The sequence below is a fragment of the Nocardia cerradoensis NBRC 101014 genome, assembly GCF_000308535.1.
GTDB lineage: Bacteria > Actinomycetota > Actinomycetes > Mycobacteriales > Mycobacteriaceae > Nocardia > Nocardia cerradoensis.
Map to the genome: position 1 here is coordinate 1 of NZ_BAFW01000351.1, position 14,316 is coordinate 14,316.

Sequence of the window (14,316 nt, forward strand, 5' to 3'; positions counted from 1 at the left end):
CTGTTCTCGATCGACGATCCCGCCGACCTACCGCAATATACCTATAGGCTGTAGGTTTACTGCAGTCGTCGGCCTATGGCGCCCAGAGGCGGGCACACGGCAACGGAGGCAGGTCAGGATGGACTCGATCATCGATGACGACAATGGAATCGAAACGGCGGCGCATCCGTGTCGCGAACGCCTCGGCTATCTCGCGAGTGCACTGATAATCCACGGAAACGTCCGACTGCGCGAACCGCACCCGCACCCGGCATCGGCGCTTGTCGAGGACATACCGCCCCAAAGCGACCAAGTGTCGCAATGCGGCGGCACGGCGAGCGCACGGTGTACCAGACCAGTGCGCATGCTGCTGCATGATCCGGTGCGCCGCTTCAACCGTCATTCCGGTCGGCACCGTCGCGCAATCACCCTGCAGCTCAGCCTGCTTCGGAAACCCCGGCCACGACGGCGCCGGCGCGGCAGTCATTGCGGCTCCACACTCGCGATGCCGAGCAACGCGGGCCTCAACGTCGTGATGGGGAACTGATACCTAACACGACTCACCGATTACTGCCTCCATAACGATCCATCGACCTCTGCACGGCCTGCGCGCGGCTGCGCAACGTCGCCACCAGGGTAGATACAAGGAACGAAAGGCGTCAATCGTTCGGTGAACATTTACTGACAAATTACGATTGACGTCAGTCGTCCGATGACGTAGCTTCGAATGTGAGGCACAGCACTCCGAACTCGGATAGGTCACTCCGGCACTCCCCCTGCCGGCACGCTGTCGCCTCCGTCAGGACCGGCCTCTCCGCGCCGGCCGCATCCTTCTGGAAATCGGAGTCTCCCAATGAAGCTCGAAGGCAAAGTCGCCGTCATCACCGGAGCCGGTTCCGGCTTCGGTCGTCAGTGTTCCCAGTTGTTCTCCTCCGAGGGCGCCAACATCGCGGTCGTCGACATCGACTCCGAGCGGGCCGCCGGAACGGTGGAACTCGTCGAGCAGCAGGGCGGTAAGGCCATCGCCATCACTGCCGACGTCAGCGTCGAGCAGCAGGTGAACTCCGCTGTCGCGGCAGCCGTGGAGCACTTCGGCAAATTGGACATCATGTTCGCCAACGCCGGCGTCGTCTCACGCGGCGGAGTGCCGTCGGTGGCAGGAGGCGAGGAGGTCGAATTCCAGGATCTGACCGACGCGGACTGGCAGCACGTGCTCGGCGTGAACCTCAGTGGTGTCGTCTATGCCGCCAAAGCGGCGGTGCCGTACCTGCGCGACAACGGCGGCGGCACGATCCTGGCGACCTCCTCGGCGGCGTCCCTGGTCGCCTATCACAACATCGCGATGTATTCGGCCACCAAGGCGGGCGTCAACGGCCTGGTCCGCGGCTTGAGCCTCGACCTCGGTAAATACGGCATCCGGGTCAACGCCATCTGCCCCACCCACGGGATGTCGCCGAACTTCCTGATGCCTCCGGGATCGCCGGTGGTCGGACAGTCCTACGAGCAGGTCGCAGGTCCATGGGATCCGTCGATCTCCCCCATCCCCCTCAAGCTGAACCGGCCGCCGTCGCTGCTCGACAACGCGAAAGTGGCACTGTTCCTCGCCTCCGACGACTCGCAGTATCTGTCCGGTCTCGTGCTGCCTTCGACCGATGGCGGCACCCTTGCCCGCGTCGGCATGTGGTTCGCCGAGGACAAGGGTTCGCCCGGAGACCTGTGATGGCCGATTCACCCGCCCACCTGGTCGTCGACCGGACAGCCTGTGCCGGGCACGGGCTGTGTTATGCGACAGCGCCCGAGTTGCTGGACTCCGATGATTTCGGAAATCCGGTCGTCACAAGCGATCCGGTGCCCGCCGCGCAACTCGACGCCGCCCATCGCGCGGCGGCGGCATGTCCCGAACGTGCGCTGACACTCACGAGCGCCCTTCCCCTATCCGAGGAATAAACGCTATGACCACCACCGCAGAGGTTTCCGCCGACTTGGTCGTCGATTTCGACATCTACGACCAGTCGCTCGCATTTCCCGAGGACACCGTGCAGGCCCGAGTCGCCGAACTCGCGAGCCGCGGCCCGGTTGTCTATTCCACCGCCCACGGCGGACATTGGATCGTCACCCGATACCAGGAGATTCACGAGGTCCTGCGCGACCCGGAAACGTTCTCCAGCCATCCGAACAATCTGACGACCACCACCGCGGGTTTCGGAAAATTCATTCCGCTCGAACTCGACCCGCCGGAACACACCGGTTATCGACTCGCGCTGCAGCCGTTGTTCAGCCCGAATCGCATGAAGGCCCTCGAGGACGATATCCGCGCGGTCGTCAACGAACTCATCGACGACTTCGCCGCCGCGGGCACATCGGAATTCATTGCCGATTTCGCCCACGAATTGCCCACTCGGGTTTTCCTGTCCCTGATGGACTGGCCTCTGTCGGACGCGCCGATGTTCACCCACGCCACCGACGTCCTCCTCACCGGCATCCCCGGGGCCAGCGAGGAGGAATCCAACCAGGCACGCGGTGAGGCGGCGTTCAAGATGCTCGCCTATTTCCAGAACATCATCGACGACCGTAAAGCCAACCCGCGCGACGACATCACCTCGCAGATCATCCACACCGAGGTTGCACTCGAAGACGGCACCCGCCTGCTGACCGACGAAGAACTCAACCGGATGTTCTTCCTGCTGCTCATCGCGGGCCTGCACACTGTGCAGGGCTCGCTCGCCTGGAGCATCATCCACCTGTCGCACAATCCGGAGCAGCGCGCACAGCTGATCGCCGACGAAAGCCTGATCCCCTCCGCGGTCGAGGAGATTCTGCGCATCGAAGCGGCCGTCATTCCCGGCCGGCGGGCCACCCGGACCACGCAGCTGGGCGGCGTCACGATCGCCGAGGGCGATCAGCTCATCCTCATGCTCTGCTCGGCGAACCGGGATTCCGGCGAATTCGAGGATCCGGAAGAGCTGCACCTGGACCGCACGCCCAACCGGCACCTGTCGTTCGGCGCCGGCGCGCACCGGTGCCTCGGTTCCCACCTAGCCCGCATCGAACTACGGCTGGCATTGGAGGAAATCCACCGGCGCATACCGGATTACGCTCTCGTCGAGGGCGATCCGCCGGTCATGCACGCCAGTCAGGTGCGCGGTTGCGCGCGACTACCGATTACCTTCACCCCGAACAACTGAACAACCGAGTGAGGGCCGCACCGCGCGGCCCTCACTCGTCTCGCCGCATCGAAGCGGAGAACCGGGTGAGCCCTGTGTGAGAGTCCTCACCAGCTTTCCAATCGACGCGCATGCGCCAGCGGCCGATACCCGCTGGTAGCCGTGTTCCAGACACACTCGAGCACAACACTTTTCGCGATGCACGGTGCCGTCGACATGCCCGGTGAACGGCGACGGCTTCGAACGAACAACAAATAACGAGTATTGTCCATGGTGTCATCAGCTGTGCAAACACACGCAGAAATTCCCATGGAGGGCAGGAACAGAGAATGGCTCGACGTAACAGCAACGTCCTGAGCGGGGACGTCGAAGAGGCGCGCGGGCAGATCCTCGAAGCCGCTCAGTCGACCTTCCTGCATTTCGGCGTCGCGAAAACCACAATGGACGACATCGCCAAAGCCGCCGGCGTCTCCCGCCCGACCATCTATCGCTACTTCCGCGACCGGGACACCTTGATCGCGGAACTGATCCGGTTGCGGTCACGCAAGCTCTTCGTCAAAGGAACGAAATACGTCCTGGAACGCGAGCACTTCCGTGACCAAATCGTGGACGGCCTCATTTTCCTGGTCGATCGCGGCCGCAAAGACCCGCTCATCCGATTGATCGTCAGCCCCGAACACATGGACCTCGCCGCCGCTGTGGTCGGCACCTCCCGGCTGGCGAGTGACCTGACCCTCGAAATGTGGGGACCGATCCTCGACCGCGCCCGCGAAACCGGCGAACTGCGCCAGGACATCACCAACGAAGAAGCATGCGAGTGGCTGGCGTTGGTCCAGTTGATCCTGGTCGGCCGCCTCGACTTCGAAGACCCCGACGACCCGGCGCATCGGCGTCTTCTCGAAACGTTCATGCTGCCGGCATTCCTGGCACCAGGAGCCGCTTGAGCCGACGCGACGGGCAGGCCGAACGCTCTTCCGGACACTGGAGCCACCACCGGTCAGCTCGGAGACTGGTCGAGCGACAAGATCTTCGACTGCCAGGCTGAAAACCTACGTCGACTTCTCGCCTGGCGACACGACCGTCCGCAATCGCCTTCATGCGAAACCTGCCCCGTCGTGAACGGGCGGGGCCCGTTCCAGCTGGTTTGAAACCAGCGACCTCTCGCGCTGGAGAGGTTCAATGCACCGAGGGAGCCGTGGACGTGCGCCCCGACCACGGGATGCCCCGGGGGTTGGCAGGCAGAAGTCTGCGCGTTGGCACACTCTTGGCACACTGGCGGTCATCAATGGCTGGCTGCGGGAACAAATAATCCCCTCTGACGCTGGTCGGAGGGGATTTTCTCGGTCGGGCTGACAGGATTTGAACCTGCGACCACTTGACCCCCAGCTCCCTGTGGAAGTCGTTTACGCACGTCAAGCGTGAAACCTCTCCGAGGATGGCGCGATGAAAGTGCTGCGCGCGCAGGGCTGCTCACGACGTGTGGCCCCAAATTGGCCCCAGGTTTCCTTACGACGGGTCGGCTGCCTGCGCTGTGCCCGCTGGGACAGAAGCTGATGAGCGGGCAACCGCCGCACTTTGGTAGCTGCGATCGGCAGAACGCCCTGCCGTGGTGGATGAGGTTGACGTGCAGGCGCTGCCTCAATCGCTCCGGCACCACGGCCTCGTAGTCGGCGTACCGGACCTTCCCCTTGCGGTCAGCAACGACCCCTAGCCGGTCGAGGATCCGCCGCACGTGCGTGTCGACGGCCAGAGTCTGCCGGTCCAGCGAGTAGTACACGACACAGCGGGCGCTCTTCTCGCTGATGCCTGGCAGAGACGTGAGGTAGCTCTCCACGTCGTCATCTGGCAGGTGCCGGAGCCAGTCCAGGGTGATCCGACGGATGCCTCTTTCCTTGCAGTCGGCAGCCACCCTTTGGAGCAACCCCTGCAGTTGAGCCGCACGCTGCTTTCCAAAGCCAGCAGGCCTGATCACGTCGATGACGTCTCCGACGGGCGTCTCCATCAACGCCCGCCACGTCCGCCACACTGTCAGGCCGGTACGACAGTTGCGGGTTATGACGCGAGATCGCTGTTTGCACCGGGCGCGCAGCCCTCCGCCCCTCAGCCGAGAACATCGAGTACGGCGCGCACGTCCGCGAGCGTCGCGAACGGGGCTTGCAGCCGCTCGATCTTGCCGTTCCGGTAAAAGAGCAGGTCGCCGTCGCCGAGCAGGTCCTCGGCGCCGCCACGATCGAGGATCGTCATCGAGTCGCGGACGCTCGGCAGTGAGAATGCCACGCGGGCACTCAGGTTCGCCTTGATGCTTCCGGTGATGACGTCGACGCTTGGCCTTTGCGTTGCGAGCACGAGAAAGATGCCGTAGGCGCGCGTCAGCTGGGCATACCGCTGGATCATTTCGCTGAAGCCGCGCCGGTCCGGTCCGGCGAGGACAAGGTCTGCGAACTCGTCGACCAGGATGACAAGCTGCGGGAGCTCGTCGAGCGAACCGCCGGACTCATAGAACTCCGCGGCTGAACTCACGCCTGCGGTCTCGAGGATCGGCTGGCGCCGGTCGATCTGCTCTTCAAGCGTCGCCCGCAGGCGCTCAAGGGCCTCCGCCGGATCGCTGATGATCTCCCCGCGTTCGAGGTGCGGCGCCCGCGTAAACGGTGCGAAGTCGAGGCGCTTGGGATCGACGATCATCAGGCGCAGCTGCTCCGGCGTGCGAGAGCGGAGCAGCTCCACAAGCATGCCGCGCAGGAAGACCGACTTTCCGGACCCGGTTGCCCCGGACACAAGCAGGTGCGGGAGGCGCGAGAGATCCTCGATCCGAACCTCCCCGCTGGGGGCGACGCCGGCGACGAACGAGAGCGCGCCCGGCTTCGGGTCGTGCGCATCGAGGGCCTGCAAGGCGATCGGCATGGGGACGGGTTGCCGCTGTGCCCGGGGCACGTCGACGGTGATGAAGCCCGGCTCGTCACCGATGCCGATTACGCCCGGCGCCCCCACTTCCCGGCTGATGTCGCGGCTGCGCCTCTCTACCTCGGAGATTGAAAGCCTGCCGACGGCCCTGGTGCGGAACCTGATCACGCTCGGGCCCGCCTGGGCCAGGGCCGGGTCGAACGGCTCCACGGTCAAGGCGTACCTTGCGAACGCCGCGTCGAGGCTCGCCGCGTCGCGCATGAGCTCGACCGAGAGCGCACCGGTGTCGGTGGCGGGACTCGCAGCGGGGCTGGAACCCGAGCCAGAGTCCGGTGCCGCCGGCTGAGCTCCTCCGGCCGCCGACGCTAGCGGCGGCACGAGCCGCAGCCGCGCCCATCCGCCGGGCGGGGCAAGCCGGTGCATTTCGAGCGCGGCGGCCGCGGCATCGCGCCTGATGCTCACCAGGTCGATGGGTCCGAGCTGCGCGTTCAGCTGCGTGAGCTCCATCGGTCCCGCAAGGCGAGGTTCGACGGCGATCACCAGCCCGCGCCGGTACGCATCCCGGCGCCAGTGGCCGAAGTCCAGCTCGTAATCGCCCGCCGAGATACGAGCGAGGGAGTCCTCGGCACCGGCTGGTAGCGGCGGTGCGAGTCCGAACGACGTGTTGCGGGTGTGCGATGAGCGGATCAGCTCAGCGAGGTCCCGCCCGCGGAGCTCTTCCAGCTCGCCGGCGTCGCAGAACCGGCCTTGCAGCCACGAGATCGTTTCCTCGACCTGCTCTGCGGCGGTTGAGTAGTCCGCTCCTCCCCCCTGGGAGAACTTCACCTCTATGACGGTCGCTTGAACAAGCGGTGCCTGATCACCGCGCGGCTGGACTGACAGCAGCAGCAGGTCGTCGCACATTGCGCGGCCGGTGCGGGAGGCACGTAGCCGCTGCGGGATGCCTGCTTCCGGGAAGCCGGGAACTATCTCCTCGAGGGCTACGAGCGCGTTGAAGCTGTCACCGCCGTCCGCGTCCAGCGCGTTTTCCACGCTCGCGAGATGCCTGATGGCGCACGCGGTTCCGGTGCGTTCGAGAACCTTCAGCAGCGGTCGCTGCACGATCTGCAGGGCCCATCTGCCGGACACCGCTTCGAGAACGCGCATCAGCGCGCGTGCCTCGTCTGGGCGCGGTGATGCCACACCGGCGAGGGCGCGACGCAGGGCGGCGATGTACGGCTGCACGGCAATCCGCGTGCCGGTTATGCCGTCGTAGCCGAAGTAGGCCGGGTCCGCGCCCTCCTCGTACTCGAGCAGCGTCCTGCCGGAGTCGGCGTCGGCGAAGGCCTCCAGCCCTACGAGGCGGTCGAGGTGCACCACCCATGCGGACTGGTCGTACCAGTCTGCGAGGTCAGCTTCGGCGGCCGTCGCAGTGACCATTCGCGTCCACCCCGGCTGGAGCCGCTCGCCGCCCTGGCCGCCGACGAGTTCGAGGCTCCGGTACTGGATCGCCTCAAGATCGGTCGCGTCGTCACTGAGCGGTGCGGCGAAGGTACCGGTCGCGAACACGTACTCGGCGTCGGGAACGCGGATCCGGCCCGGCGTGGTGCAAAGGCTGCGTGAGTAGGTGGTAGGTGCCCGCTGGTCGAGCGCCACAGGCCGCACGCCGCGGCTACCCGGACTGCGGAACAGGAACGACACGTCGCTGAACTCGGGCGGAGAGGCCGTCTCCGACACGATGAAGTCGCAGCGCGTCTGGACAATCCGGTCGAGATCACTGCTCGTAGCCCCGGCGAGAACGCTGTTGACGGCCCGCCTGGCCTCGGTTCCACCACCCGCGATGACCGCACGGAGACGCGGCCGCCGGTACATCTCCAGGGTCCGCTCTGGGCTGAAGAAGTGCCGCACCGCTTCGACGACGGCGCTCCCATCGTCGGCGTCAGCGAACGTCACCGCCACGGTGGTCTCCGGGCGGTTCAGGCCAGGGTGCACGCTCAGGAAGAACCTGATCCTGCTCGCGATGAAGGTCGCGTTGCGCTCCAGAGCGCCAGGGTTGCTCGACGCGAGCGGCGCGTACCGTCGCCACAGCAGGGCCGTCTTCGACGGCACCGCCTCGTACCAGTCGCCGAAGCTCATCACTACCGGAAGCAAGTGCTGCGGTGTGAAAGCTGCGATGTCAGCACGATCCACGGCCGCGCCGGCGGCGGCGAGCATGGAGAACCGGTCCGCCAGCGCGGCGTGCCATGCGACAGTCAGCGGCGATGTCGGCGCCACTAGCGCATCGGCAATCCCGCGAACCTCCGTGCGGTCGACGAGGAGAAGATCGTCGTACTCCGCGCGAGACGTCGCGTCGCGCGGGAGGGCGTTGAGCAAGTTCCGGTAGGCCGCCGTGTAGTCACCGGCAACCTCGCTGCGAGGGTCGAGCGCGTATGTGCTGCCGGCTCGGACCGCCGCGTCGAAGTAGCGAACCCGGGCGCCGAGGAAGGCGTCGAGCTGAGACGCCCACTCCGGTTCCGGTCGCGGGAACTCTCGCATTGGCGAGCACGAGCTGCCGTCAGCCGCGACGGAGAACATGCACCACTCGGGATGAGCGAGGATCGCTTGCTCGACCGGTAGCAGCTCGGTGCGCTCAGAGCGCGGGTGCACCTTCAGCCGGACTGCGCCGTACCGCCCGGTCACGAGCGTGCCCCCGGCGGCGGCGGTCGCACCGCCTGGCCACTCCTGCTGGCGGAAGGCGAGCATCGCGTGCGCCAGGGTGGGCTGCTCTGCGGACGCCGCCGGTAGCTCGCCGCGTCCGGCGCTGCCGCCGTTCAGTGACCCGTCATCGCCGCTGGCGCCTGATATGCCGCCGCTGTTATCCGTGCCGCCGTCGTCGCCGGCGCCCTCGTCGCCGTCGCCTGGCGCGCCGCCGCCACTGTCACCGTCGCCGCGGTCGCTGCCGCGATCCTCGCCGTCGCCTGCGGCGCCACCGCCACCGCCGCCGTCATCGTCGTCGGCACGCGCCGGGATGACGGGCACCGGCCCGACGCGGACGCTGCCGATCCAGCCCGAGACGTGCCGGACGGGGTCATCTCCGTCGTCATCAGCATGGTCGAGTCGCACCGCACCGAGAGACCGCCCCTTGCTATCCCATGCAGTCAGGAGCGGCGTCTCGCCGCAGTTGAAGCCGCCCATCTCGGTGTCGATGTCAAGCGCATCCTCGAACGCGACGGCGTCGCCATCACTGAACACCGCGCCGACCTGATAGCGGGCAGTCACGCTGCCGCGGTCGAGTAGCTCGAGCCACCCGAAGCGCCACTCGCCGCTCGGGGGAGCCGCGACGCTCGCTTCGGCAGACTGCCCGCGCACCGGCAGCAGCGCACGCTGCGATCCGTGCCACCACAGGCGCGCCTGCTCCGTGCGACCTAGCGGGCGGGTCAGCTTGAACTTCAGCGTCGCACCGGCGACGGGGAGCCACAGGGCGATGGCAGAGCCCGACTGCAGGGCCAGTCGCGCACCCTCGACGGGCGTGATCGCGTCGAGTTCCACCGGTGGCCGAGCGCCGCGATCCTTCAGGTCCGACAGGGTGAACCCGGCGTAGTCGGTGCCGCGCACTGTTTGCGCTGATAGCACCTTATCGATCCCGACCGCACCAACCCGCCGCGAAAGCACCCTGGCCAGATCCTGCCCGGGCGACGCCACCAGCTGGTCGAGGTCTTGACGCCAGGACGCCGATTCCTCGAGCCGGCGGGCAGCAGTTGCCGGCGTTAGATCCGGGTCCGAGACGTACATCCCGAGCTCGTGAAGGCTCGCACCAACTGCCGCATCCGGGTCATCGTGGTGACGGTCGACCCAGTCACGCAGCCGCTCTGCGTCCTGCCACGTCGGCGTCCCCGCCAACGCCTGCACGCGCGTGACGTAGTCGTCAACCACGACCCGCAGCAGCCGTGACGGCTGGGGATGACCCGGTGGCGGCAGGACGGCTGCCTTGCAGAGGCGATCGAAAGAAACTGCCGGAAGGGTGGCGGCATCATCCGTCGTGGAAGCGATCGTCTCCTGCGGATCCGCCGCCAGGATGAGAAGCACCCGGCGCTCCTGAGCGCCCTCGAGGAAGTGCGTTCTGAGGCTGGCCGCGAACCCCTCGTTGCCGCTATTAGGAGTCGCAGCGGATGTGTCCACCAGGTACGGGATGATCAGCGTCCCGCCGTCGGCAACAATCGACGTGATGGTCGCACCGTTCCCGCCGGGGCCGTCGGGGTAGACCGTGATATCGCGCGTCTGCACACCGTCCAGGAGGGCCTCGAAGATGGCGGCGGGCGGCAGCCCGTGAAGCTGCCGCAACAGCAGCCTGCGACTGCCCCATCGCGGAGCGGCGAGCTCGCGGCGGATGGCGGCCGCGGCTGCCCGCGCGAACGCTGTCGCAGCGCCCTCAGATGACATGACGGACATAGGTCGCCTCCCCCGCGTCGCTGTAGCGGACGAGCAGCCCCAGCCGCTCGAGCGCGTCGGCGAGAAGCTCCTTCTCATCGGCGTTCTGGGGCGCGAGGCCGTACTGGCGCAGAGCGGGCAGGAACTCCGACCTCAGCGGCATCTGCTCGACGCCCGCGCCGTCGAGAACGAGTTTTACTAGGAGGAAAAGCACCTGCTCGTCCAGCTCGAAGAACCGAACGCGCCCGCGGTTGCGCTTCAGGGTTCCGCCAAAGCCACCAACCATCGTGTTCACGACGTCGCGCCCGCGCTGCTTCAACGCGGTGTCCCGGCCGCGGAACGTCTCGAGCACGGCCGCCCGCAGGGCATAGCCGCCGGCGCCAGGATCGGTCGCCGCGGGGAGGTCGCCGGCGATTTCAGCCACACGGGCGGCAACCGCCGCGCACAGCAGTTCGCCCAGAGCCAGCGACGTGCCGTCCGTGACGAGGGCGGCAGCACAAGCGCTCGGGTCCGGTATCGCAGGCGCCCTGTCGCCTAGCACCGCTGTGGTTGCAGCGTGAAGCAGGTTCGCGGCGATCATGGTGGCGGGAAGTGCAAGCAGGTGCTGCTCGTCCAGTTGCCACCAGGACCGGGCGCAGGGGTCGCTCTCCCGGACGGGGCGATCGCCGCCGCTGCCGACGCGGAACAGCGCCGCGCCGCTGAAGTCGGGCGCGGCGGGAGCGCCGCCGCCATCGAGCGCGCGGGCAGCTCGCTGCAGCCCCTCGCCGATGCGGAACGCGATCCGGTAGTAGTACAGCGCAACGTGCAGGCTGACGGCGAGCACGAGCGCCGCCACCTTGTCGTGCCGGGGAAGTTCCAGCGTCATAACAGTGCGCAGGTCGCGCCGGATCAGGTCCAGCGCCGGCTGGTCGAACGCGCCGCGCGCGAGCCGCGCGCGGACCTGCGCATCCGGCCGGAGCTGCCCATCGAGCTCCACCAGCCGCTGCGGATCCGGGACGCGCCGCTGCCCCGATTGCTCCGCGACAGCGCGCGCCGCGTGCAGCAGCTCGCGGTCCAGGGGGTTCAGGCCGCCCTCGCTGCTAAGGAACTCGAGTACCTCGGCCGCGAGCGACAGGTCGAAGCCGCTCCCGTCGAAGCTCAGGAAGAGCAGCAGGCTGCCGCGGAAGGACTTGTAGCGACCCATGTAGTCGTACGCACCGGGTAGGTCGGCGTGGAACGGCGACAGGAAGGTCACCGGCGAGCTGCTTCGAGGCCGGAACCAGTACTGCCGCCCCATGACGGCAGCAAGCACTCGCCGCGACGCGGGATCGGCTCGGATGACCCCAGGGAGCTCGTCCCGCAAGGTGCCGTCCTTTAGCCGGGCGCCCTCGGAGATGCCGACCATGTCCTGCACGATGTTGTAGAGCGTCTTCTCGCGCACGTCGCCGCGCGCCGCTCGGGACGGGAACGCGCTCGGCAGATCCGACAGCGCGGTCAGCGCCTCGGCATCTGCGGGGAGTAGCAGCGATGCTGACCGGCCACCGATCGTCGCCGTCACCTGCGTGCCATCGAGAGCGAGGATCGCGCCCCTGGCGCGAGCCATCTCCTGCAGAACGCCGTCCAGTTCCGCGGTCACTCGCTCACCGCCCTGGCCCGCAGGTTCAGCCGGCCACCCAGGCCCGCCTGCGTCGTCACGAGATACCGCCTGGAGGTGCCTGGATCGGTGACGAGCATCGCCACGCCTTCAGATTCGGCGGTGGCCCGCGCGATCGCTTCCGAGGCGCGGCGGAGCGCAAACGTCCGCTCGGCGTCGCCGCTTCCGCCGGCGAGTCCCTTCCGCGTCGCGTCGAGCAGCCTGTACGTCGGGAGGTCGACATTCACGGAGATACCGGCTTCGAGCTGGAGCGACACGGCCATCGGCCGGTACCCGATCAGGCGGGTGCCCTCGTGATTCGCCGCGGTCGCGCGGTCGAGTTCGGGCTGCGCGGTCGAGACGTGCAGCTGGAACTCGACGAAGGCGCGGCTGGCCTCGCGGGGGTCGTAGTTCCGGACCGGCAGGAATGTGCGGTCGTCATGGGTCTCCCCGAACATCCGGGCGAGACCGTTCGCGAGCTGAGTGACGAGGAGGTCGAACGGGTCCTCCATCTCTTCCAGTACCGCGGATGTGTCGGCGCCATCGGCCTCCAGCCGCTGCCACCGCTCATAGAGCGCCAGCGCCTGGAGGAACGGCCGCTCTGCGGGATCATCGTCCGGGACGAGCTCCCCGAGTAGGACGGCGACGCCGAGCTTGATGTGAGCAGCCGCGTCCCGCCACTCGCGCTCGTCGGCGCCGTCGGCCACACCTTGCGCAAGGGCAGAGGCAGCCGTCGCAATCGCGGCCTCGTCGCATCCCGCGCTCCGGGCGTGGTCGGCCAGCCGGCGCAGCGGCTCTGCGTCGTCTTCGGGCATCAACCCGGCGCCCGCGAAGGCGTCATACGTCTCTCTGCGAGGCTGCCGCGCCGGGTCCAGACGGGCGACGCGCCGGCCGACGTCGCCGCCCGCGCGGAACATCGTCAGCGGGACCAGCCCGCTGACCACCCAACCAGCATCGGAGTCGCGGTAGGCGCGCGCGCTGGCGGCGCAGGGGTCTTCGTCGGACGCGTAGTGCGAGTCAGGCAACGCCATCCGGGAGAGGAAGTCCCATAGCGCGCGTGGGGTGTCCTGGCGTGCGCGCTCGACAGCAGCCCGCGAGGCCAGCCGGTCGACCACGTCGACGCCCACCGTGGCGAGGAGTTCGGCGTTCGCCCGCGCCGGGCAGTACGCGATGGCGGCGCACGTTGCGCACCGCTCGTCAGGGAAGGCCGTACCTGTCGCCGCCGGCCGCAGCATCGGCAGCATGCCGCGCAGCAGCCCGCCCTCGCCGCTGGTTGGCCGATCGTCGAGGTTCAGCACCCTGACGTCTAGCGGCAACGCGTCCCGCGGGTCGTCGGGAGCGCCCGGAAGTCCGAGCGCGAGGAAAAGCCGGCGGATCAGGCCATCGAATGCGTGGCCCCGGCGCGGCTCGGTCCAGGCCGCGGCGAGCTGCACAATCATGCCGGTGTTGGCCGCGATGAGGACCGGCCGCTCCGGTCGCGCACCTGCGCAGTCGGCGAGCGGCGCGAGGCGGCGAGCGAGCGTGTCCGCTTGATCCTCGCTGGGCCGATCGGAGTGGGTCGCGTCCTCGACGATGTCGGAGAAGAGGTTCGGCGCCGCCTGCCGCTGACGCTCGGCACAGCCGCTCTTGCCGCCTCCCGCAGAGCCGGCGATGACGATGGCGTGCGGCACCGGCGAGCTTGAGGCGAGCTCGGTGATGGCGTCGTCGACCGCGCTCGCGACGTAAGTCGTCGCCTGAGCACCGGTCTGCGCGCCGAGCGCGACGACCGCATCCCGGGCATCCGCCCTCAGCGCCCGGAGCGACCGCAGCGGGCTTGGGAGCGCCTCGTCGAACGGGGCCTGCGCGCCGGTGTCAGCCGTCATAGCGGCATCACCGCGAGCGCGCCGTCCTCGACAAGGCGAGCGGCAGCGAACGGCGCGGGCGCGTCGAAGTCAGAGGCGATCTCGTCGAGCGTGGCTCCGACCTCATCTCCTCCGACGAGTGCACCCGCGGGGTTCAAGCGCAGCGTGGCAGCCAGCGGCGACGACGGGATGATGATCAGCGTCGCCAGGTACGTCGCCTCGCGCTCCGCTTCTAGCGCGTGCGCGCGAGGCTTGCACGACGGGCGCTCGCCCGCGTCTTGCGCGAGGAGGGCGTGCGCGATCCCATGCGCGAGCCACCCGCGTAGGGCGATGCGCTGGATCGGGTCAGCCTTCCTGCGCGGCAGGAGGTAGGCACCGTCGACGTCGAACCCCGGGTCTCCGTCGCTCTCCCGCACCACCAGGCCGGCGGCTG

General features: G+C 67.9%; 10 protein-coding genes. 5 read left to right on the top strand and 5 right to left on the bottom strand.

Going from position 1 to position 14,316, the window contains the following annotated elements; all coding sequences use genetic code 11:
- Positions 1–118 precede the first annotated feature (118 nt).
- The 5 genes from ON23_RS38200 (at position 119) to ON23_RS29865 (ending at position 4,087) form a co-directional block, all read left to right on the top strand.
- Entirely contained in the window at positions 119–526 is a 408-nt protein-coding gene (locus ON23_RS38200) for a hypothetical protein (protein ID WP_094028228.1), read from the top strand.
- Between the two features lie 306 nt (positions 527–832).
- Entirely contained in the window at positions 833–1,699 is an 867-nt protein-coding gene (locus ON23_RS29850; RefSeq protein WP_039782463.1) for an SDR family NAD(P)-dependent oxidoreductase, read from the top strand.
- Entirely contained in the window at positions 1,699–1,926 is a 228-nt protein-coding gene (locus tag ON23_RS29855) for a ferredoxin (protein WP_039782464.1), read from the top strand. The genes ON23_RS29850 and ON23_RS29855 overlap by 1 nt, the downstream gene beginning before the upstream one ends.
- A 5-nt stretch (positions 1,927–1,931) precedes the next feature.
- Entirely contained in the window at positions 1,932–3,164 is a 1,233-nt protein-coding gene (locus ON23_RS29860; RefSeq protein WP_039782466.1) for a cytochrome P450, read from the top strand.
- Positions 3,165–3,472: 308 nt separating this feature from the next.
- Positions 3,473–4,087 carry a TetR/AcrR family transcriptional regulator gene (locus ON23_RS29865; protein ID WP_039782467.1) on the top strand — a complete coding sequence of 205 codons (615 nt, stop codon included), beginning with the start codon at positions 3,473–3,475 and terminating at the stop codon, positions 4,085–4,087.
- 338 nt (positions 4,088–4,425) lie between these two features.
- Here ON23_RS29865 and ON23_RS39900 read toward each other — a convergent pair whose 3' ends face one another.
- The 5 genes from ON23_RS39900 to ON23_RS29885 all read right to left on the bottom strand — a co-directional run.
- On the bottom strand, positions 4,426–5,169 hold the full coding sequence (locus tag ON23_RS39900; protein ID WP_094028411.1) for an endonuclease III domain-containing protein: 744 nt from the start codon (positions 5,167–5,169) through the stop codon (positions 4,426–4,428).
- Between the two features lie 74 nt (positions 5,170–5,243).
- A complete protein-coding gene (locus tag ON23_RS36270) occupies positions 5,244–10,451 on the bottom strand; it encodes an FtsK/SpoIIIE domain-containing protein (protein WP_051043557.1) in 5,208 nt (1,735 codons plus the stop codon).
- Entirely contained in the window at positions 10,432–12,045 is a 1,614-nt protein-coding gene (locus ON23_RS29875) for a hypothetical protein (RefSeq protein WP_039782468.1), read from the bottom strand. The genes ON23_RS36270 and ON23_RS29875 overlap by 20 nt, the downstream gene beginning before the upstream one ends.
- Complete coding sequence (locus tag ON23_RS29880) at positions 12,042–13,904, bottom strand: hypothetical protein (RefSeq protein ID WP_039782469.1); 1,863 nt, start codon at positions 13,902–13,904, stop codon at positions 12,042–12,044. Before ON23_RS29880 ends, ON23_RS29875 begins: the two co-directional genes overlap by 4 nt.
- On the bottom strand, positions 13,901–14,316 hold a 416-nt coding region (locus tag ON23_RS29885; protein ID WP_157170326.1), incomplete at its 5' end, for a hypothetical protein. The genes ON23_RS29880 and ON23_RS29885, both read right to left, overlap by 4 nt.